Origin of the sequence: Aquicella siphonis (assembly GCF_902459485.1) — a bacterium.
GTDB classification, from domain to species: domain Bacteria; phylum Pseudomonadota; class Gammaproteobacteria; order DSM-16500; family DSM-16500; genus Aquicella; species Aquicella siphonis.
This window is the reverse complement of the sequence record NZ_LR699119.1, coordinates 518,924-540,045: the sequence shown is the minus strand read 5'-3', so window position 1 is coordinate 540,045 and position 21,122 is coordinate 518,924. Positions and strand designations below refer to the sequence as shown.

The following is a 21,122-nucleotide window of genomic DNA, read 5'->3' as shown; positions in this document are numbered from 1 at the left end:
TGCTTCAGATCCCGATAGAAATACGTTTGAGAGGGCGTCCGCCATATATCAGATTGACCAGCGCGCGCGTGCCGGTAATGGCTGTGAACATGGAGGTCATCAAGCCAATGGTCACGGTAATCGCGATGCCTTTGATCATGCCGGAACCCAGGCTGAATAAAATCATCATGACAATCAGCGTAGTGATATTAGCGTCAAAAATAGTCGTGAATGCGCGTTCATAACCGGCATGAATACTGGCCTGCACACCCATGCCGCGCCGCATTTCTTCACGGATACGCTCAAATATCAATACGTTCGCGTCTGCCGCCATGGCCACCGTCAACACCAGTCCCGCGATACCCGGCAGAGTCAGCGTGGCCCCAAGCAGGGACAGCAGAGCAACGACCAGAACGAGATTCATGGCCAGCGCAAGATCAGCGATCACTCCCATGACACCGTAATATAAGGCCATGAAAATGACGACCAGTCCCATGCCCACCTCAATGGACAACACACCCATGCGGATATTCTGTTTACCCAGGCTGGGCCCAACCTGCCGCTCTTCGATAATGGTGACGGGAGCAGGCAGCGCGCCGGCGCGCAGCAACAAGGCCAGCGTACGCGCCTCGTTCGGACTGCTAAGGCCGGTGATCTGGAAATTACTGCCCAGCACGCTTTGTATGGTCGCGACACTGATAATCGTGCGCTGCGTCTTATAGGTAATGACTTGCTTGCCGTTTTCCATCTTGGGTGTTGACTTGATTTCGACGTACACCACCGCCATGGGCTTGCCAATATTTTCCGCCGTGGTCTTGGTAAACCGGCTTTCACCCGCGCCGCTTAAACGCACAGAAACATTGGGACGTCCGTCCTCGCCAAATCCCGAGGTGGCGCTTACCACGGAAGATCCGCGCAGGATAATATCGTTCTTGAGTAAAATAGGCGCGTCGCGATAAGTGTAGAAATGGGTATCAGGCGGCGCCACACCTTCACGCGCAGCCATCACAGCGTCATGTTCTACATCCACCATGTGAAATTCCAGCGTCGCGGTCTTGCCCAATATGTTTTTGGCTTCAGCCGTATCCTGAATGCCCGGCAAATCCACTGATACGCGGCTTTCTCCCTGCTGCTGCACAATCGCTTCAGAAACACCCAGTTCGTTGACCCGGTTACGCAAAGTATTCATGGCCTGTTCCAGGGTTTCCTGTCTGAACTTGAACACAGCGGGCTGCAACAAAACGCCTTGCAAAGTAAAATTATCGCCTTTTACCTGTTTTTCCCACGTGAATTCGTTATAGCGGCGCACCACGAAACTGTAGGCGTCATCCAGCACGTCCTGCGATTTAAATTGCAGCAACACCTGATTATTTCCCTTGCGGGTGATACCGGAATAACGGATGCGCTCATCCCGCAATGCCTGGCCGATTCCGCGCAAATCACCTTCAATGCGCTGCTGGATCACCGAGTCAATATCCACCTGTAATAAAAAATGCACCCCGCCGCGCAAATCCAGGCCAAGCTTCATGGGCGAAGCGCCTAACGACTTTAGCCAGGACGGCGTCGAATTCGCGAGATTGAGAGCCACAAGATATTTGTCACCCAATGCTTCCTGGATGGCTTCCTTGGCTTTCAGTTGAACATCGGTGGAATCAAAGCGGAACAAAAGCGTCTGATTCTGGAACTGGGCATCGCGATATGAAATGTGCGCGTTCTTCAACGTTGTTTCGACCGTCGAAAGCACGCTGTCATCCACCACGGAAGTGGTGGAACCCATGATTTGCACGGCAGGATACTCCGGATACAAATTGGGTGCGGCATAAATAAATGCCGCGATGATGACGACAATTATCAGAAGATATTTCCAGAGCGGATAGCGGTTAATTAAAGCTGCCATGAGTGAATAAAATCCTATTCAGCTTGATGCAAAAAAATGTCTATTCCATTGTGAAGATGCCGCATTTTTCAAATGCGTGCAAAATAATATAACGAGATCATAATTTTTGCACGCTTACGCTTATAACCGTCTTCACTCCATTGTTTTTAATGTTCCCTTAGGCATGACATTCACAATAGCTGATTTTTGCATCACAATATCAACATTGTTTGCGATGGACAGGGTAATATACTGTCCGCTGATTTTGACAATGCGCCCAAGCAATCCGCCAGCAGTCAGCACTTCATCGCCTTTCGCCAGTGAATTCAATAAATTCTGCTGTTCCTTGGCGCGCTTGTTTTGCGGACGCCAGATCACAAAATAAATGAATACAAAAAAAACCGCAAACATGATCAGAAAAGAAAAACTGCTGCCCTGCTGCCCGGCACCAGGCAGAGAAGCTGTTGAATCTGCATAGGCGTTTGATACAAAAAAATTCAGTAATTGGTCCATTGCTGTATATACCTTTTTAAAATCGGGAAAATGGGACGATTATAAGCTGTTTCTCGCCTCCGTCAAATCAGCTCCTTCCCGTCAGCGGCCGGAAAACATCGTCGGCGTCGGTCTAGCCGGGAATACACCGCTGGAATTTCATGATTGTTAATAAATTGAACAGCCTAGTTCCGGTTGTATTCGTCAGCGTTAATATTGACGTAATATTTTTGCACTATACTCATAACATAAACAGAAGACACATAAACACAAGACTGATAAATCATAAGCGAATGATTTCAATAAGCTCACCACCTGCGATGGCAGGCAGTAAACGAGGAGAATATTATTATGTTCCGCCCAATTCCGCCCGAAATAGCATCCCGCATAGAAGAAGATAAAGAAGCCAGAAAACGCCGCATTGAACCGGCAGAACATGCCGCTTACGCAGCCAAGCCCAAGGTATACAGATTGTATAAATCATCAAAAATGGGAAGCATGCAGCCCAGCAGTTCCCTGTTGCTGGACCTGGAGGAGCCCAGCTCTACCTCCAGCGAAGAAGAAATCAGCTCTGTGTCTGTCAAAAAGACCAGCAAGGTTTCCGCAGAATCCCCTTTGCGATTTTTCACGCTGGGCTGCCAGGGAAACGCCAAAAGCGCCCAGATCATGGTCGCCAATCTCATGGAGCAAGTCGCGTCGCAGTCGGACGCACCGCCGGATTTCATCCTGATACTGGGCGATAATTTTTATGACTGGGGTGTGGACGCGCCGGACAATCCCATGTTTCAGACCAATTTCCATGCCATCTATCAGAATCCCAAACTGGGAACCATCAGCAAGATACCCTGTTTTGTCATACTCGGAAATCATGATGAAAACCTGCATAAGCTGGGCGTACTGGAAGCTGAAAAAGGCGTTTCCCGCGGCATGCATCAAGTCGCCCACACCTATTTGCCTCGGACAAAGAAATATCCCACCACCGAATCCTTGCAACAATTGTATCGCAGCCATACCGACGACGAAGTCGTTGACCTGGACCTGGATAATTTACCCTCCTGGAATATGCCCAGCCGCACTTATTCACTGATCAGCGGTGATACCCAGATTTTTTGCATTGATTCGAATACTTATGTGTCTGACTATCTCAAAATGATTGCCGGAGACGAGAATCCCTATAATCAGGCCATTTGGGTAGCGGAAGAAGTTCGCAAAGCAAAAGAATCCGGCCGAAAAGTATTGCTCGCTTTGCATCATCCGCCTGTCACACCAGGCAAACGGGCTTTCCATAATGACATCAGTCTCTATCTTTCCAAGCAAGAGATCGCCAGCGAAGCATTTAATAGCTGCTTCGGCAAGCTGATGCACGAGCACAGTGTTTCCTATAACACACTCATGCTGGAAACGTTCAAACAGCAAAAACTCGTGTTTGACGCTATCTTCGCGGCCCATGATCACGATATTTATTATTACAACAACAAGGAATCCAGAGACATGGAATATCCGGTCTGCCAGATTACCTCCGGCGGAGGCGGCGGAGGCTTGCAGGAAAGAGAAAGCTTTGACCAGCAACAGGACATGGGTTGTTTTCTCAAACGCCACGGTTTCACCGTGGTGGATTGCCCGCAAGGCGATCGCCCCCTGCATTTCAACATATGTACTGTGCCCAAGTCCCAGACTGATCGCGCCTTTCACTTGCACTTTGACAGTGCTGACCACAGACCTTACCGCACTTATCCAAAAGAAATGCTCAAGGAAGAAAAAGAGGCAACCGAACAATTTTGCAGGGTGGTGGAGATTGCGCTGTACCGATATCTAGGCGAGTTTCTGGGCCCGCGCCAAAAACGTGAAAAAGGCAGCTTTCTGGGTACCAGCCCTATCTCTGGAAATGTCAGCCATGGTAAAGACGGCGTGGAGCGCGCGCACACCATATGGGCGTATATCTGCCAAGCACACGGGGACAGTTTACTGAACACATTGAAAACTGTGCACTCACTGTCCCGCTGGGGAGGCACTTTTACCAGCCCGACAGCGCATTCGTTCATCACACTGCTTAATGCTGAAATTGAGAAAAAATATGGAAAAGGCATGAACATGGACAGGCTAATTGAAACGGTCGAAAAACAGCAGCGGAATGAACGCAGATTTTTCTAAGCTGATCCTGGCGTAACACTTGGCCATACGTACGTCGTGGCTCGAAGAGCGGCATATTCGATTTCCATTCGTGGTAAGGAGTTGCACGCCCTTCGAGACGGCACTGCGTGCCTCCTCGGGCCTGTCCTGAGCTTGTCGAAGGAGCGAACGGATTCGGGTTTTTCCGCTCGTAGTAAGGAGCCGCGTCAGCGGAAATCCACTCATCGTGAAGAAAACCGTCTCGAAGTACGGGCTGTCAGAATGACTCGGCTTTTTCTATCCACATGGCGTCGCCATAACTGTAAAAACGATACGCATGCCTGACCGCGTCCTGATAAGCCTGCATGACTTTCGCATATCCGCCAAACGCGCATACCAGCATCAACAGGGTAGACCGCGGCAAATGCAGATTAGTAATCAGCGCATCCACACAGCGAAATTGATACCCGGGATAGATGAAAATACTGGTTTCGCCCCGGTAAGGTTGTGCTGTCCCGCTTTGCATCGCCGTTTCAAGCGCGCGCAGGCTGGTGGTGCCAACCGCGATCACACGCTTTCCGCGCGCCTTGGCCGCGAGAATATTGGCGCACAACTCCGGTGACACTTCCAGATATTCGGGATGCATGACATGTTCCTGGATCTGATTGACCCTGACAGGCGCAAACGTTCCCGCGCCGATATGCAAGGTCAGATAACCCATCTCGATTTTTTTATCCTGCAAATGCCGCAACAAATCCTGATCAAAATGCAGCCCGGCTGTCGGCGCGGCGACAGAACCCTTGTGACGCGCGTAGACAGTCTGATAACGTTCCCTGTCTTCTTCTTCCGCCGAACGCTGCATATAAGGCGGCAGCGGGATCTGACCGATGGATTCAATCATTTCCAATATTGATTCACGTTCGTTGTTATAACGCAGTTCGTAAAACTGATTCTGGCGATCAGTCACTTCCAGAAACTGATAATTAGTCAGTGAAAGATAACTGCCCAGACGCAAAGGTTTACTCGAGCGCACCTGAGCCAGAATGCGCTTTTCATCCAGAATTCTCTCCACCAGAATTTCCACTTCCCCGCCTGTGCTTTTGCGTCCCCTCAATCGCGCAGGAATGACGCGGGTATCGTTAAAAACCAGCAAATCCCCTTCCTCTATCAATTCCAGAATGGCTGGGAAGTAACGGTGACAGATGCTGTTGCTGCGGCTCTCAAGGCAGATGAGACGGCTGGCGCTGCGTTTTTCCAGCGGATACCGCGCAATCAGTTCCGGGGGCAAATCAAAATTAAAATCACTCAGCTGCATGCTAATATCACTCGGAAGTCATTGAATATACATTGAATAAACTGCATGGCCCTCATCAGACATTGTCCCGGTTCCTGTGCGTTATCTCTTAACCGTCATGGTGACAATGACTGATACCTGACAGCGTTCAAATTGTTTAAATTTTATAATAGCCTGATAGTCTAATCGAAGGACTGAATATGAAAAAGGAAAATAGTACCGATTTGAACAAAGTCAGCGAACCCTCTGCGGAAGCCCACGCATTCGCGGATTCGTCCATGAGCGAAGAGTTAAAACACGCCATCCAAAACCTTATTTATCGTTTACGGGAACTCGGACCCTTGCAAACGGCCTGACTCCGCCTAGGCTGCGCCTGCGGGATCATTCAAGGTTATCCGACCGAAATTCTGCACAAATCGATGAAAAAACTGGGCAGTAGTCCCAGTAACAGCGCGGCGGCGCCGTTAATACTGATGGCTATCATCATATCGGAAGACACCGTAATCGGCATGTTAATCATGCCTTCGCTAGGTTCTTCAAAATACATGAGCATGACAACACGTAAATAATAATAAGCGCCCACCAGCGCGAAAACCAGCGCGAGTACCGCCAGCCAGACCAGTTTGGCCTGCACCAGCGCTTCAAGCAGGCCCAGTTTGGCGAAAAAACCCACCGTGGGGGGAACGCCCGCCATGGAAAACAGCAACAGCAGCATCATGAATGCAAGCCACGGATTGCGCGCATTCAAACCCCGGTAATCATCGAGCTTGTCAAATTCAAAGCCTTCCCTGCTCATGATGGCGATAATGGCGAACGCGCCCGCCGCAACCAGCACATAGGTGGAAATATAAAACATGGCTGCGGAATATCCCTGCGAGGAATTCGGACCCGCGAGAATACCCAGCAAGGCATAGCCGATATGGGCGATAGATGAGTAGGCAAGCATGCGCTTGAGATTGACTTGAGCGATAGCAAGCAGGTTGCCAAGGAACATGGACAGTATCGAGATGACGATCAATATCAGTTCCCATTGGTTTTGCAGACTGGGCATGGCTTGCACAAGAATGCGCACGGTAATGGCGAACGCGGCAATCTTCGGAGCGCTGGCAATGAACAAGGTGGTCGGTGTAGACGCGCCCTGATAGACATCCGGCACCCACATATGGAATGGCACCGCGCCGAATTTGAAAATCAGGCCCGCCATGACGAATATCAACGCCACCACGGGCACGACATCATCCCGTGACTGCAGCGTGCCGGCGACCGCGCCAAGCTGGATACTGCCTGTGACGCCGTACAACAGGGAAATGCCATACAATAAAATCCCTGATGCCAGGGCGCCAAGCACGAAATATTTCATCGCGGCTTCCGTTGCATCGCTGGATTTTTTATTCATCGCGACCATGGCATAAAGAGATAAAGACAGCAGTTCCAGCCCGAGATAGATAGTCAGGAATGTGTAGGCGGAAACCATGATGGACATACCCAGCACGGAAAACAATCCCAGCAGATAATATTCACCGCGGGGAATCTTGCGTGCCTGCAAATATTCGCGCGCGTACGCGAAGGCAAAAAGACTGAACAGGTACATGAACAGCTTGCAGGTGACAGCCAGGTCATCTACAACATAATTGCCGCTGAAAGTAGTGATGGGGCCGGGATAATCCTTGAATTGCGGCACTGTCAGAACAAAGGCCGCAACCAGTGTAAGCTGCACCAGCAGATAGGTCACATTGCGCCGGCGTTCGGGTAAAAACGCGTCAACGACCAGGATGAGACACGCCATACTGAGTATGAATATTTCCGGCATAGCGGCAAAAAAATTCATTGCTGACCTCGTCGATTACAGATTTCTCAAGTTAAAATCACGCCATTTTGCAAGTTCATCGCCAGATCCGGCGGCATGCTCTGCAGCAACAAATGCCCGATGGTGACGCGCAGGACATTGATAATCGGCTGCGGGTACAGCCCGACAAAAAACACACCGGCCGCCAGCAGGATATAGTTAACTTTTTCCGTCCAGGTAATGTCGCTGAATGCGGCAACATGTTCATTCCCAATCGGGCCAAAGAAGACGCGCTTGTACATCCACAGCGTATAGGAAGCACTCAAAAGCAGTGTCAGAGAAGCAAACACCGCCACCCAGAAATGCGTCTGGAACGCGCTCATGATAATCATGAATTCACCCACGAACCCGGCCGTGCCCGGCAGCCCGACATTGGACATGGCAAACAACATGAAAAAAGCGGCAAAAATCGGCATGGTATGCGCCACGCCGCCGTAATCCTTGATCAGGCGGCTGTGATTATAAAACCGCTCCGCCATCAAACCCACGCCAAGGAACATCGCGCCCGATCCAAATGCGTGCGCAATCATTTGTATGACCGCCCCTTCCAGGCTCATATAGGCATCCTGCAGGCTGTGCATGTGCGAAACAATGTCATAGACCATGAAACAACCCAGCGTGGCAAACCCCATGTGCGCAATAGATGAATAAGCGATCAGTTTCTTCATGTCCTTCTGGACAATGGCGACCAGTCCGATATAGACGATCGCAATCAGTGACAGAATGATCATGACCCAGGCGAGCTTGGCGCAAGCCAACGGCGTGATAGGCATGCTGAAGCGCAAAAAGCCGTAAATCCCCAGCTTGAGCATCAGCGCGGCCAGCACGACGGATCCGCCGGCAGGCGCTTCCGTGTGCGCATCCGGCAACCAGGTATGTACCGGCCACATGGGCACTTTCACCGCGAAAGCCAGCAGGAAAGCCAGAAACAGCCAGGTTTGCGTGCGCAGACTGAACGGCAGGCCATAAAAGTTTTGGATCATGAAGCTGCCAGTCTGGTTATAGAGATAAATCAGGGCTACCAGCATGAGGATGGAACCCAGAAACGTGAACAGAAAGAATTTGATAGACGCATACGATCGATTGGCGCTGCCCCACATTCCGATGGAGAGATACATCGGTATCAGCATTCCCTCCCAAAACACATAGAACAAAACAGCATCCATGGCGCAAAACACGCCTACTATCATTCCCTGCATGGTCAGAAACGCTGCCATATATTGCGAAACTCGCACCTTGATGGTGTGGCATCCCGCAATCACCACCAGCAAGCCCGTGAAATTCGTCAAAATCACCATGACCAGCGATATGCCGTCTATGCCCAGCGCATAATGGATTTGATAGGCGCGTATCCATAAGTGGTCTTCCAGAAACTGCATATCATAACGCCCGGCGTCAAACCCCAGCAGAAGCGGAATACACAGCAAGAGACTCAGAACGGACACCACGATCGCTATGGTGCGCGCGCTGTTCGCGTTTTTCTCGCTGCCCGTGCATAGCACCAGGACAGCGCCGATCAACGGCAGCCAGATTAAAACTGTTAACAGGGGAAGCTGTTCAAACATAAATTATAATCCCCACATATACCAAGCCAAAAACACAATTATGCCCAACACCATTGCCAATGCGTAATGATAAATATAACCCGTTTGCAAACGGCGCGCTGTCTGGGCAAACCACCGGATAAACCATCCCGAACCATTCACACATACGCCATCAATCAGTTTCACGTCGCTGACATCATAAAAAAGATGGCCTGTTTCCTGCGTCCCGTGAACCAGGACAATCTGATTGAAATCATCAAAACCGTATTTGCGCACCAGAATGGCGTATATCCATGAAAAACGTTTCTTGACCGCTTCCGACCACCTTGGGAAGCCTGCAGTAAACAGCCATGCAGTCAAAATTCCCGCCATGGCCAGCCAGAATGTCAGCGTGGTTCCGGCCTCCAGCGCCATGAGCTTGGCGCCGTGAAAATGTTCAGCCAATTCACCCAGCACATTGTGGTCCGGCAGTACAAAGGTGGTGTTACCCAGCAGCTTGTGCTGGGAAAAGATCATCGCATTCACGAAAAACTCGCCCGCGACCACGCTGGGAATGGCAAGCCCGATCAAGGGAATCAATACGACCCAGGGAGATTCCATCACGTGTCCGCGCAATTTGGGATCGGTGCGCTCGCGCGTATGAAAAGTCATAAACAGCGCGCGGAAAGTATAAAGAGGCGTGATAAACGCACCCGCCAGCACGCAGTAATAAGCATAACCGGCGCCGGGAACCTGGCTCAGCTTCACCGCTTCAATAATGATATCCTTGGAATAAAATCCTGAAAACGGCGGAATTGCGCTTAGCGCGAGCGCGCCGACCACGAATGTCAGGTAAGTGACAGGCATGTATTTCGCGAGACCACCCATTTTCCGCATGTCTTGTTCGTGATGCAGCGCGATGATGACGGAACCAGCCGCCAGAAATAATAACGCCTTGAAAAATGCGTGTGTGATCAGATGAAATATCGCGGCATCGTAGGCGGAAGCGCCCAGGGCAACTGCCATGTATCCCAGCTGCGAAATGGTCGAATAGGCAATCACGCGCTTGATATCATACTGTGTGATAGCCAGCAACCCCATAAAAAATGCCGTGGTGCCGCCGATAATCAATACCGTGGACAATGCGGCAGGAGAATACTCAAACAGCGGTGACATGCGGGCAATCATGTATATTCCAGCGGTCACCATGGTGGCCGCGTGTATCAGGGCCGAGATGGGCGTGGGACCTTCCATGGATTCCGGCAGCCAGACATGCAAAGGCACCTGGGCGGACTTGCCCATCGCGCCGATAAACAGCAGCAGGCATATGAGGGTAATGACAGACACTTCGTAATGGGGAAACAACGCCAGCGTTTTGCTGGTCGCAGACGTGACCTGATTGAATACATCGTGGTAGGACAAAGTACCGAAATACATTAATACCGCGGCCGTCGCGAGCAGAAAACCGATGTCCCCGATTCGGTTGGCGATAAAGGCTTTCAGACTGCCGAAAACTGCAGCCTCGCGTTTAAACCAGAATCCGATGAGCAGATAGGAAACCAGGCCCACCCCTTCCCAGCCAAAAAACAACAGCAGGAAATTGTCCGCGAGCACCAGTATCAGCATGGAAAAGGTAAACAGGGAGACATAACTGAAAAATCGCGTGTAGCCCGGATCATCCGCCATATAGCCTATGGTATAGATGTGCACCATCAACGAGACAAACAACACGATCATGATCATGATCGCGCTCAGGCGGTCAACCAGAAACGCCACGTCAAAGCGCAGCATGCCGGCGGTCGCCCAGGTGTAAAAACTTTCATCCACAGCGGGGTGCCCGTCTATCACCATCACTTTAAACAGGTAACAAGAAAGGATAAATGACACACCCACCAGCCCTACCGCAATGCGGTGAGTCAGCGTACGGCCCAGCTGTTTCCCCAAAAGGCCCGCGGTCACGGCGCCGATCAGGGGCAGAAGCGAAGTGAGGAGCGCAATGAAAATAATCGGATTTTTCACATTCGTTATCCTTTCAATGCATCAAGGTTTTGTACTTCAATCGTACCGCGCCGGCGGTACAAGACCACCAGAATGGCCAAACCGATGGCTGCCTCGCTGGCCGCGACGGTCAGGACAAAAAACACGAACACCTGGCCTATCGTGTTATTCAGAAAGTAGGAAAAGGCGATAAAGTTGGTGTTCACCGCCAGCAGTATCAATTCAAGCGACATCAGCAGCACGATAATGTTTTTCCGGTTCAGGATGATTCCCGCCACACCCAGTCCGAACAATAACGCCGCTATGACTAAAAACTCGGTTAATGATGGCATATCATGCACCTTTCTGTTTGGGCTCAGCGGCCATTTTAATCAGGCGCACACTGTCTTCCGGACGAACGGCAAGCTGTTCAGCCACGTTTTGCGCCTTGCGCTTGACCGGCCCGCGATGCGTCAACGTAATCGCGGCGACTATGGCGGCAAGCAATAACACACCTGCAATTTCAAACGGATAAGCGTATTCGGTATATAACAGACTGCCCAGCTGGCGAATATTGCTATAGTCCGCGGGTTCCGGCAGCGGGACAGGCATTTGTGACAAGCCAAAATACCTGGGTCCCACGGCGGCAATAGTCAATCCCGCGAGGAGCAGCACCAGAATCACGCCAAATGGGAGATAACGAACGAACCCGCTGCGTTTATATTCCACATCGATGTTGAGCATCATCACAACGAAGAGGAACAAGGTCATGACCGCGCCGACATAAACCAGCAGCAGGATTAATGACAGAAATTCAGCGCGCAACATCATCCAGATGCCCGCCATGGAAAAAAAGGTAACCACCAGCGACAACACGCTGCGCACAGGATTGCGCACGGATATGACAGCAAAGGCCGAGCACACTGCGATCGCCGCGAAAATATAAAAAATAACATGTAAGGGTGTCAGCATCTCATTCGTCTCACAATTTAAAAACCATCAATCTGCGCATGAAAAAAAGTTCTTGCAAACTCACAGGCGTCTCATCGGTATTCCCGGTCCTCCCCGCGGTCTCTGGCGATTTGCGCCTCATATTTGTCGCCGATAGCGAGAAGTTTTTCCTTGGTCATGATATTTTCACCGCGATTTTCGATGTGATAATCCGCCATGTTAGTCAGCACGATGGAATCCACCGGACAGGCTTCTTCACAAAAACCGCAGTAGATGCATTTGAACAAGTCAATTTCATAAAGCGTGGTACGCCGGGAACCATCAGCGCGCGGTTCAGAATCAATGGTGATGGCAAGCGCGGGACAGACCGCCTCGCACAATTTGCAGGCGATGCAGCGTTCCTCACCGTTAGGATAGCGTCTGAGCGCGTGCAAGCCGCGGAAACGCGGTGAAACAGGTGTTTTCTCTTCCGGATACTGAATGGTGAATTTCTTTTTCCAGAAATATTTGCCTGTGACGCGCATCCCGCCAAGGAGATCCCAAAGCGAAAAGCTTTTGACATATTGTGTAAGTCGACGCCACATAAAAGTTAATCCCCCTCACCCTGACCTTCATCCGGACAAAAGACGCCGGAGAAGATTGTAAGTAATATCATGCGAACCATGGCCCCCAATGCAACTGTACCGCAAGCGCGATCACGACCACCCAGACCAGCGTGAGCGGGATAAACACTTTCCATCCCAAACGCATGATCTGATCATAGCGATAACGAGGAAAAGTCGCCCGAAACCACAGATAGCAATAGAGAAAGAAGCTGACCTTGGCCAGCAGCCATACCGGCCCCGGCACCCAGGCAAACCAGGATTCCAGCACGGGAATGCCCTGGAATGGCGACAGCCATCCGCCCAGAAACAGCAGTGAAATAAGCGCGGAAATCAGGACCATGTTCGCATACTCGGCGAAGAAAAACAGGGCGAACGTCACGCCTGAATATTCCACGTGAAATCCCGCAACCAATTCGGACTCTCCCTCTGCCACGTCAAACGGCAGCCGGTTTGTCTCCGCGATACCCGATACCCAGTAAACGATAAACAACGGCAGCAAAGGCAGCCAGTACCAATGCCAGAACCCGCCATTCTGCGCGGCGACAATATCCTGAAAGTTCAGCGAGCCGGCCGCCATCATGACGCCTATCAGGGCAAAACCCATAGAAATTTCATAAGAGATGGATTGGGCGGCAGCGCGCAGCGAACCGAACAAGGCATATTTTGAGTTGGAAGCCCAGCCTGCGATCATGATGCCGTAAACACCCAGCGAAGAAACAGCGAAAGAGTACAAAAGCCCGGCGTTGAGATTGGCGAGCACCACTCCCTGGTCAAAAGGTATCACCGCCCAGCCGATCAGCGCGATGCCAAAGCTGAGCGTAGGCGCGATGATAAAAAGAAAGCGGTTGGAAGGATTGGGAACAATGATTTCCTTGGTCAACAGTTTAATGGTGTCTGCGAACGGCTGCCAGAAACCCCAGGGACCGACGCGGTTGGGCCCAATGCGCACATGCATGTAACCAATGACCTTGCGTTCGAAATAAGTGAGATAAAGCACAATCACCACAAGACCGATAACGATCGCGAGGATCTTAAGAACGATGATGGCAATTAAAAATAGGCTTTCCAACATATCTCACCTTGTTATCACGCCCGTCTGCACGGGATTTGATTAGACCTTTTCCAGTTCAACTTCACCCATCATGTCACCCAGCCCGCGCGTGGCAGGAATGCCCGCCGCGACCCACGCCGCGCCGGGCGCGACACGCGCATCCAGCCGCAAGGGAAGTTCCGCACTGGCAGACTGCTGTTTCACCCTCACCCTCTCACCCTCAAGCAATTTGAGCTGCCCGGCTGTTTCGGGATGCAGGCGCACGCACGCAAGAGATCCCGACATGGCCTCCTGCGCTTCCTGCAGGGGACGAGAACGTCTGACCAGACCGTCAACCGCGTAGAGAGGCACTTCTCCCACACGCACAAGCTTGGGTACCGGCTCCAATGCAGCCGACAGATCAGGCTGATAAACTGGCGGTACCAGTGCAGGCATCTTTTCTGCGATCATCCGTACTTCCCGCTTCACTTCTTCTGAACTTTCATAATCGAATCCATCCAGATGGAGAAAATTGCCCAGCACCCGCAATACCTTCCAGCCTGGCCGCGCTTCTGCATAAGCCCGGGCCACGCCGTTAAACGATTGCCAGTCTCCCGCGGCATTCACGAAAGTGCCTGCGGTTTCAGTAAAAGGAGTCACCGGCAGGATGACGTGCGCGCATGCTTCAAGCACCGGGTTACGGAATTGGGACAATGCAACGACAAACCGGGCCTGTTTCAGCGCCTCTTCAGCCATCAGGGCGTTGGCGCAATCCAGATCGGGTTCCACATTGAGCAATACGTATCCCTTGCGAGGCTTGCTCAGCATCGCATACGCATCCAGCCCGGTATGGTTGATGGCCGAACCGCCTGCATGACGGTGCGGAACCGCGCCGGCCAGCCAGGCACCCGCCGAATTGGCTCCCATGGTCATGAATCCGAGCTTCGCGCCAGTCAAGGCAGCGATTTTTTGCGCGAGAAAACGTATGGCGGAAGCATGGGGATGCTGCAAAGCCAATGCACCCAGCAGCACCACGGCTTTCTGTTTGCCTTGCAGCAATCTTGCAATTTGAATGGCTTCCTTATCCGTCCCCTGCATGTTCCATTCGCGTGCCGCGCTCTCGTCCAGAGCTTGCACTACCTCAGCGAGGACACGAACCAGATGCTGCGGAGAAACAATTTTTTTCGCGGCGACGGGGAAATTGAAATCATGATCAATCGAATTGACGACAGAAATGGACGCGCCTTTCAGTCCGGCCTTGCGTACGCGCAGCGCCGCTGCCGGTTGTTCATGCCGCAGGTTTGATCCTATCAGCAAGAAGGCATCAACGTGTTCCAGTTCTGAAAAAGCCATGCCCAGTCCGGGAAACAAAGGCATGGCCTCCTGGTCTTGCACATCCGTTTCACGCAGGCGGTAATCAACATGCGGGCTGCCCAGTCCGCGAATGATTTTCTGCAGCAGATAAAATTCTTCCAGGGTGGAATTCGGAGAGGCCAGTCCTCCCAGCCTGTCAGCGCCATATTCAGCCGTGACAGCCTGCAGGCCCGCGGCCGCCACTTCAAACGCACGCTGCCATTCAACGGCCCGCCAGACACCCTCTTCTTTCACCATCGGTTCTTCCAGGCGGTCAGCATGATAAAGTCCGGCATAACTAAAACGGTCGCGGTCGGAAATCCAGGTTTGATTCACCAGCTCATTCTCGCGCGCGACCACCCGCATCACTTTGCCATAACGTGTGTGAATATTAAGATTGGAGCCCACGCAATCATGCGCGGCCACACTGGGAGCCTGGTCCAATTCCCAGGCGCGCGCCGTGAACCGGTACGGCTTGGAAGTCAGCGCACCTACCGGACAGATATCTATGATATTACCCGAGACTTCGGATTTGACCGCTTGCTCAACAAACGTTGACACTTCTTCATGCTCGCCGCGGAATGTCATGCCCAGTTCGCGCATGCCGGCGATTTCATCGCCAAAACGGATACAGCGCGTGCAAAGAATGCAGCGCGTCATTTCTGTCGCGATCAGCGGGCCCAGATTTTCATCCGCCACCGCGCGTTTGCATTCATCATAATGAGAAAAAGGCGTTCCATATCCCATGGAAAGATCTTGCAATTCGCACTCACCGCCCTGGTCACAGATAGGGCAGTCCAGCGGATGATTTATCAACAGAAATTCCATCACCGCGCGCTGGGCAGCGAGCGTCTTTTGCGAACGGGTAAAAACTTTCATACCCTGCATGACCGGCGTGGCACAAGCCGGAAGCGCCTTGGGCGATTTTTCCACCTCCACCAGACACATGCGGCAATTTGCCGGAATGGATAAATGTTTGTGATAACAGAACCGCGGGATATAAATGTCCGCTTCATCGGCAACCTGTATCACCGTCTGGTTAGGCTTTGCGGTAAGCTTTTGCCCGTCAATTTCAATTTCGATATCAGCCATGCCCATTCGACCTCATCAGACCATCCGTATGTTACACGGTTTCCGGTAAACATTTGCCATGTTCAATATGATATTCAAATTCATCGTAAAAATGTTTCAGGCATCCGCCGACCGGCCAGGCCGCGGCTTCGCCAAATGCGCAAATCGTACGTCCCTCGATATTTTTCGCCGCACGACGCAAGGTTTCCAGGTCTTCCCGCTTCGCGGTTCCACGTTCAATATCATGCGTAAGACGGTAAAGCCAGCCTGTGCCTTCGCGGCATGGCGTGCACTGTCCGCAAGACTCATGCATGTAAAACCGGGAAATACGTTCCAGCAGTTTCACGATGCAGACTGTTTCATCCAGCACGATCACCGCGCCGGATCCCAATCCTGAACCGGCTTTCTGCAGGGAATCAAAATCCATGTCTAACGCCATCATGACATCCGCCGGCAAAATAGGCATGGAAGAACCGCCCGGAATCACTGCTTTCAACCGGTGACCGCTGCGCACACCGCCCGCGAGCGCAAGCAGATCCTTGAAAGGTATGCCCAAGGGAACTTCAAAATTACCCGGCTTGTTGACATGACCCGTGACAGAAAATATTTTACAACCGCCGTTATTGGGCTTGCCCAGTCCCAAAAACCATTCCGATCCTTTTTCAACAATGACGGGAATGGATGCATAGGTTTCCGTGTTGTTAATTGTGGTCGGTTTGCCGTACAAACCGCGTCCGGCCGGAAAAGGCGGCTTGTTGCGCGGCAGGCCGCGCTTGCCTTCCAGCGACTCCATCAACGCGGTTTCTTCTCCGCAAATATAAGCGCCCGCACCCAGATGTGAAAACAATTCAAAATCAAACCCGGAACCAAGAATGTTCTTGCCTATCAGTCCGGCGCGCCTGGCTTCTTCCAGCGCCGATTCAAAGCGTTCATACGGCTCCCAGTATTCGCCGCGGATATAATTGTAGCCCACCGACGCGCCCATGGCGTAGGCGCCTATGGCCATGCCTTCAATCACCTGATGCGGATTGAAGCGCAGAATGTCACGGTCCTTGCAAGTACCCGGCTCGCCCTCGTCAGAATTACAGAGAATATATTTCTGGCCGGGCAGATCACGGCGGATGAAACTCCATTTCAATCCGGTGGGAAATCCCGCGCCGCCGCGTCCGCGCAAAGCGGAAACCTTGACTGCCTCAACGACTTTTTCCGGCGGAATTTTTTCAAGCAGAATTTTTTTCCATTGCGTATAGCCGCCGGCACCGAGATAAGTATCCAGCGTCCATGGCTTGTCCAGGTGTAATGTGCGAAAACAGATTTCGTTAGCCATGCGTACGCCTCGTTACTTTAATCCATCCAAAATCTCGTCGATTTTTTCCGGCGAGAGATTTTCATGATATTGCCTGCCTATCTGGCAGACGGGCGGTGCGATGCAAGCACCCAGGCATTCCACTTCTCTCAGGGTAAACCTGCCGTCAGGAGAGGTTTCATTGAATTCTATGCCCAGACGTTTTTTCAAATGTTCGGCTATGCGGCCGGCACCGTTCAGGGTACAGGAAATATTGGTACACACATCAATCACATGTCTGCCCACAGGCTTGAGGTGGTACAGGGAGTAAAACGTCGCCACTTCGTAAACAGCAATGCTGGGCATGCCCAGATAAGCCGCAACGGCATCCATTAATTCCACCGTGAGCGAACCGTGGTTTTCTTCCTGCACCACGCGCAGCGCTTCAAACACGCCTGAGCGCTTTTGTTCGGGCGGATAACGCAAATTCCATTTATCCAGATATTCGCGTGTGCTTTGGGAAAGTTCAGCCGGCTTGCTGCCGTTGATCAGATTATCTTTCATTAGCGGTCTATCTCCCCGAATACGATATCCAGACTGGAAAGAATCGCGACCACGTCCGCGATCATGTGACCGCGCACCAGTTCATTCAGTCCGGCAAGATGCGGAAATCCGGCCGCGCGGACCTTGACACGGTACGGCTTGTTGGCGCCGTCGGAAACCAGGTACACACCAAATTCACCCTTGGGATGTTCAACGGCGGCGTAGGCCTCGCCTTCCGGCACGTTGTAGCCTTCGGTCATGTTTTTGAAGTGGTGAATCAACGCTTCCATGCTAATTTTCATTTCTTCACGCGGAGGCAGCGCGATTTTATAATCGTCAATCATCACCGGACCGGGATGATCGCGCAGCCATTCCACGCATTGACGGATAATACGGTTGGACTGGCGCATTTCATTCACACGCACCAGATAACGCGAGTAACAATCACCGTTGACACCCACGGGGATGTCAAAATCCATTTTGTCATACACTTCATAAGGCTGCTTCTTGCGCAAGTCCCATGCCACACCGGAACCGCGCAGCATGGGGCCGGTGAAGCCCAGGGCAACGGCGCGCTCGGGTGAAATGACGCCGATATTGACCGTGCGCTGTTTCCAGATACGGTTATTCGTGAGCAAATCTTCGTATTCATCCACACAGGCGGGAAAACGCTCGGTGAAATCCCAGAGAAAATCCAGTAATGATCCTTGGCGGTTTTCATTTAATTTGGCGACTTCCCTGGCATTTTGCCATTTGGAAGGCTTGAATTGCGGCATTTTATCGGGAAGATCACGGTATACGCCGCCCGGGCGGTAATATGTCGCGTGCATGCGGGCGCCCGATACCGCTTCATAACAGTCAAGCAAGTCTTCGCGCTCACGGAAACAGTAGAGAAAAACCGCCATGCCGCCGTTATCCAGACTGTGCGCGGCCAGCCATAACAAATGGTTGAGAATGCGGGTGATTTCATCAAACATCACGCGTATGTATTGCGCGCGCACCGGCGGTGTGATGCCCAGCAATTTTTCAATCGCCAGCACATAGCCGTGTTCATTACACATCATGGATACATAATCCAGCCGGTCCATATAGCCTATGGTGTGATTAAACGGTTTGCTTTCCGCGAGTTTTTCCGTCGCGCGATGCAGCAATCCCACATGCGGATCCGCGCGCACGATGGTTTCGCCATCCACTTCCAGAATAAGGCGCAGCACACCGTGCGCGGCAGGATGCTGAGGCCCGAAATTAAAAACATAATTTCGGATTTCAGGCGCCTGGCTGTTTCCCATGTGTTGGTTTTGCATGCATCAACCCCGCTTTAATCGTCCCGCGGCGCGGCCGCGGATAAGGGAAAACTGGCAAGCAGAAGCCGGCATGCCCGCCGCCAGCCATGTCGTGCTCCCGCACGCGGTCATGCTGTCATTTGACATTTGCAGGTGTCTCCTCGGCAAGATAACGATTGTCATGGCGTATGACCTTGGGTTCCAGCACCCGCGCTTCAATACTGACGGGTTCATAAACAACCCGCTTTAATTGCGCATCGTAGCGCGCCTCGACCTTGCCTATCAGGGGGAAATCCTTGCGAAACGGATGGCCCACAAAACCGTAATCGGTCAACAGCCGGCGCAAATCCGGGTGTCCCCGGAAAAGAATGCCGAACAAATCAAAAGCTTCCCGCTCAAACCAGTTGGCTGACGGCCAGATTTCCATGACGGAATCCACCAGAAGCTCCCTGTTGTCGGGTATGTTCACACGCAGGCGCAGGCGCTGGTTATTTGATAAAGACAGTAAATGGTAGACCACCGCGAAACGGTTGGGACGCGCGGGATTGTCCCGCTGCAAATCTTTCAGAACGCCGCGTCCGAAACCGGTTGCGGTCGCCGTATCCGTCTGCCAGTCATCCAGTCCGTAGTGCAGATAATCCACGCCGCAGACATCCACCAGCAGCCTGAAATCAAAATCCGCTTCATCGCGCAAAACACGACAGACATCCAGCAAGTGCGCAGGATGGATTTCCAGGGTCAATTCATCACGCGCGATAACCGCGTTTTCAATCCCGGCGGAAAAACGTGACTGTATTTTGGAAAGCAAAACATTCACATCCGTCATCATTGCCCCCTAGCGCTCAATTTTCTGATTGCGGCGTATCTTGTTTTGCAGCTGAATAATGCCGTACATTAATGCTTCGGCTGTAGGCGGACAGCCCGGCACATAGACATCGACCGGAACAATACGGTCGCAACCGCGCACAACAGAATAGGAATAGTGATAATAACCGCCGCCATTCGCGCACGAACCCATGGAGATGACCCAGCGCGGTTCCGCCATTTGATCGTAAACCTTGCGGAATGCCGGCGCCATTTTGTTGCAAAGGGTTCCCGCCACTATCATGAGGTCTGACTGACGCGGACTGGGACGGAAAATAACGCCAAAGCGGTCAAGATCATAACGTGAAGCCGCGGAATGCATCATTTCCACCGCGCAGCAAGCCAGCCCAAAACTCATGGGCCACAAGGAACCGGAGCGCGCCCAGTTGAAAATGTTTTCCACGGTCGTGACATAAAAGCCCGGCTTCATCAAATCGCTTATTCCCATTCCAGGGCTCCTTTCTTCCATTCATAAATGAATCCTATGGTAAGCAAGCCGAGGAAAATCCCCATCACCGTCATGCCTGCCCAACCCAGCTCACGAAAAACAACAGCCCAGGGAACCAGAAAGGCGGTTTCAAGGTCAAAAATGATAAACAGGATAGCAACCAGATAGTAACGGACATCAAAAGGCGCGCGGGCGTCATCAAACGCTTCAAATCCGCACTCATAAGCAGAAAGTTTTTCAGGATTGGGGCGTTTGGGCCCCAGAAGATACCCAAGCACAGGCGCAACCAGGCCGACACCCAGACCAATCACCATAAAAACCAATACAGGCAAGTAATTTTGCAGCAACCCACTCTCCTTACATGCGATGCGTTAGCGTAAGCGCGCCGGATTATTATACACGATTCATTTTAATAACGCGTCATCCCTGTTGGAAGCTTGCTGAAAATATTGCTAATCCAGAACACTTTTCCAACAGGGATGATGGAGTATTATTGCCGACGGACGGACTCGAACCGTCACAGCTTGCGCCACTACCACCTCAAAGTAGCGTGTCTACCAATTCCACCACGTCGGCTGATTATTAATTTCAGG

The 21,122-nt window shown here is 51.8% G+C and carries 20 protein-coding genes and 1 tRNA gene; 2 read left to right on the top strand and 19 right to left on the bottom strand.

The window, feature by feature from the left end:
* Positions 1 to 4 precede the first annotated feature (4 nt).
* Both secD and yajC read right to left on the bottom strand, forming a co-directional pair.
* On the bottom strand, positions 5 to 1,876 hold the full coding sequence (secD, locus tag AQULUS_RS02580; protein ID WP_148338325.1) for a protein translocase subunit SecD: 1,872 nt from the start codon (positions 1,874 to 1,876) through the stop codon (positions 5 to 7).
* Between the two features lie 132 nt (positions 1,877 to 2,008).
* Complete coding sequence (gene yajC, locus AQULUS_RS02575; RefSeq protein WP_232051818.1) at positions 2,009 to 2,368, bottom strand: preprotein translocase subunit YajC; 360 nt, start codon at positions 2,366 to 2,368, stop codon at positions 2,009 to 2,011.
* A 330-nt stretch (positions 2,369 to 2,698) separates the two neighbouring features.
* Between yajC and AQULUS_RS02570 the strand changes: the two genes are divergently transcribed.
* Positions 2,699 to 4,498 carry a metallophosphoesterase gene (locus tag AQULUS_RS02570; protein ID WP_148338323.1) on the top strand — a complete coding sequence of 600 codons (1,800 nt, stop codon included), beginning with the start codon at positions 2,699 to 2,701 and terminating at the stop codon, positions 4,496 to 4,498.
* Between the two features lie 235 nt (positions 4,499 to 4,733).
* Here AQULUS_RS02570 and queA read toward each other — a convergent pair whose 3' ends face one another.
* A complete protein-coding gene (gene queA, locus AQULUS_RS02565) occupies positions 4,734 to 5,771 on the bottom strand; it encodes a tRNA preQ1(34) S-adenosylmethionine ribosyltransferase-isomerase QueA (RefSeq protein WP_148338321.1) in 1,038 nt (345 codons plus the stop codon).
* Positions 5,772 to 5,950: 179 nt separating this feature from the next.
* Between queA and AQULUS_RS02560 the strand changes: the two genes are divergently transcribed.
* A complete protein-coding gene (locus AQULUS_RS02560) occupies positions 5,951 to 6,106 on the top strand; it encodes a hypothetical protein (protein ID WP_172622703.1) in 156 nt (51 codons plus the stop codon).
* Positions 6,107 to 6,141: 35 nt separating this feature from the next.
* On the opposite strand, the gene nuoN is transcribed toward AQULUS_RS02560, so the two are convergent.
* The 16 genes from nuoN to AQULUS_RS02485 all read right to left on the bottom strand — a co-directional run bounded on the left by nuoN (position 6,142) and on the right by AQULUS_RS02485 (position 21,105).
* A complete protein-coding gene (gene nuoN, locus AQULUS_RS02555) occupies positions 6,142 to 7,578 on the bottom strand; it encodes an NADH-quinone oxidoreductase subunit NuoN (RefSeq protein ID WP_148338320.1) in 1,437 nt (478 codons plus the stop codon).
* Between the two features lie 26 nt (positions 7,579 to 7,604).
* The gene (locus AQULUS_RS02550; RefSeq protein WP_148338318.1) at positions 7,605 to 9,161 is read right to left on the bottom strand and encodes a complex I subunit 4 family protein; all 1,557 of its coding nucleotides are present in this window, start codon (positions 9,159 to 9,161) and stop codon (positions 7,605 to 7,607) included.
* 3 nt (positions 9,162 to 9,164) lie between these two features.
* Complete coding sequence (nuoL, locus tag AQULUS_RS02545) at positions 9,165 to 11,138, bottom strand: NADH-quinone oxidoreductase subunit L (protein WP_148338316.1); 1,974 nt, start codon at positions 11,136 to 11,138, stop codon at positions 9,165 to 9,167.
* Positions 11,139 to 11,143: 5 nt separating this feature from the next.
* On the bottom strand, positions 11,144 to 11,449 hold the full coding sequence (gene nuoK / locus AQULUS_RS02540; RefSeq protein WP_148338314.1) for an NADH-quinone oxidoreductase subunit NuoK: 306 nt from the start codon (positions 11,447 to 11,449) through the stop codon (positions 11,144 to 11,146).
* Between the two features lies 1 nt (position 11,450).
* Positions 11,451 to 12,068 (bottom strand): NADH-quinone oxidoreductase subunit J, encoded by a 618-nt coding sequence (locus AQULUS_RS02535; RefSeq protein ID WP_148338312.1) that lies wholly within the window; start codon positions 12,066 to 12,068, stop codon positions 11,451 to 11,453.
* A 71-nt stretch (positions 12,069 to 12,139) separates the two neighbouring features.
* The gene (gene nuoI / locus AQULUS_RS02530; RefSeq protein ID WP_148338310.1) at positions 12,140 to 12,631 is read right to left on the bottom strand and encodes an NADH-quinone oxidoreductase subunit NuoI; all 492 of its coding nucleotides are present in this window, start codon (positions 12,629 to 12,631) and stop codon (positions 12,140 to 12,142) included.
* 67 nt (positions 12,632 to 12,698) lie between these two features.
* Complete coding sequence (gene nuoH / locus AQULUS_RS02525; protein WP_148338308.1) at positions 12,699 to 13,724, bottom strand: NADH-quinone oxidoreductase subunit NuoH; 1,026 nt, start codon at positions 13,722 to 13,724, stop codon at positions 12,699 to 12,701.
* A gap of 39 nt (positions 13,725 to 13,763) precedes the next feature.
* The gene (nuoG, locus tag AQULUS_RS02520; RefSeq protein WP_148338306.1) at positions 13,764 to 16,127 is read right to left on the bottom strand and encodes an NADH-quinone oxidoreductase subunit NuoG; all 2,364 of its coding nucleotides are present in this window, start codon (positions 16,125 to 16,127) and stop codon (positions 13,764 to 13,766) included.
* Between the two features lie 31 nt (positions 16,128 to 16,158).
* A complete protein-coding gene (gene nuoF / locus AQULUS_RS02515) occupies positions 16,159 to 17,433 on the bottom strand; it encodes an NADH-quinone oxidoreductase subunit NuoF (RefSeq protein WP_148338304.1) in 1,275 nt (424 codons plus the stop codon).
* A gap of 12 nt (positions 17,434 to 17,445) precedes the next feature.
* Positions 17,446 to 17,955: an NADH-quinone oxidoreductase subunit NuoE family protein gene (locus AQULUS_RS02510; protein WP_148338302.1), complete on the bottom strand. Its 510-nt coding sequence runs from the start codon at positions 17,953 to 17,955 to the stop codon at positions 17,446 to 17,448.
* Positions 17,955 to 19,223 (bottom strand): NADH-quinone oxidoreductase subunit D, encoded by a 1,269-nt coding sequence (locus AQULUS_RS02505; protein WP_148340255.1) that lies wholly within the window; start codon positions 19,221 to 19,223, stop codon positions 17,955 to 17,957. Before AQULUS_RS02505 ends, AQULUS_RS02510 begins: the two co-directional genes overlap by 1 nt.
* A gap of 18 nt (positions 19,224 to 19,241) precedes the next feature.
* Positions 19,242 to 19,364, bottom strand: coding sequence for a hypothetical protein (locus AQULUS_RS13100; RefSeq protein WP_269472861.1), 123 nt, complete (start codon positions 19,362 to 19,364; stop codon positions 19,242 to 19,244).
* Positions 19,354 to 20,043, bottom strand: a complete 690-nt coding sequence (locus AQULUS_RS02500) for an NADH-quinone oxidoreductase subunit C (protein ID WP_148338299.1) — start codon at positions 20,041 to 20,043, stop codon at positions 19,354 to 19,356. Before AQULUS_RS02500 ends, AQULUS_RS13100 begins: the two co-directional genes overlap by 11 nt.
* 9 nt (positions 20,044 to 20,052) lie before the next feature.
* Positions 20,053 to 20,529, bottom strand: coding sequence for a NuoB/complex I 20 kDa subunit family protein (locus AQULUS_RS02495; RefSeq protein WP_148338297.1), 477 nt, complete (start codon positions 20,527 to 20,529; stop codon positions 20,053 to 20,055).
* The gene (locus AQULUS_RS02490) at positions 20,520 to 20,876 is read right to left on the bottom strand and encodes an NADH-quinone oxidoreductase subunit A (RefSeq protein WP_148338294.1); all 357 of its coding nucleotides are present in this window, start codon (positions 20,874 to 20,876) and stop codon (positions 20,520 to 20,522) included. Before AQULUS_RS02490 ends, AQULUS_RS02495 begins: the two co-directional genes overlap by 10 nt.
* 147 nt (positions 20,877 to 21,023) lie before the next feature.
* Positions 21,024 to 21,105 (bottom strand) — tRNA-Leu (locus AQULUS_RS02485).
* Positions 21,106 to 21,122 lie beyond the last annotated feature (17 nt).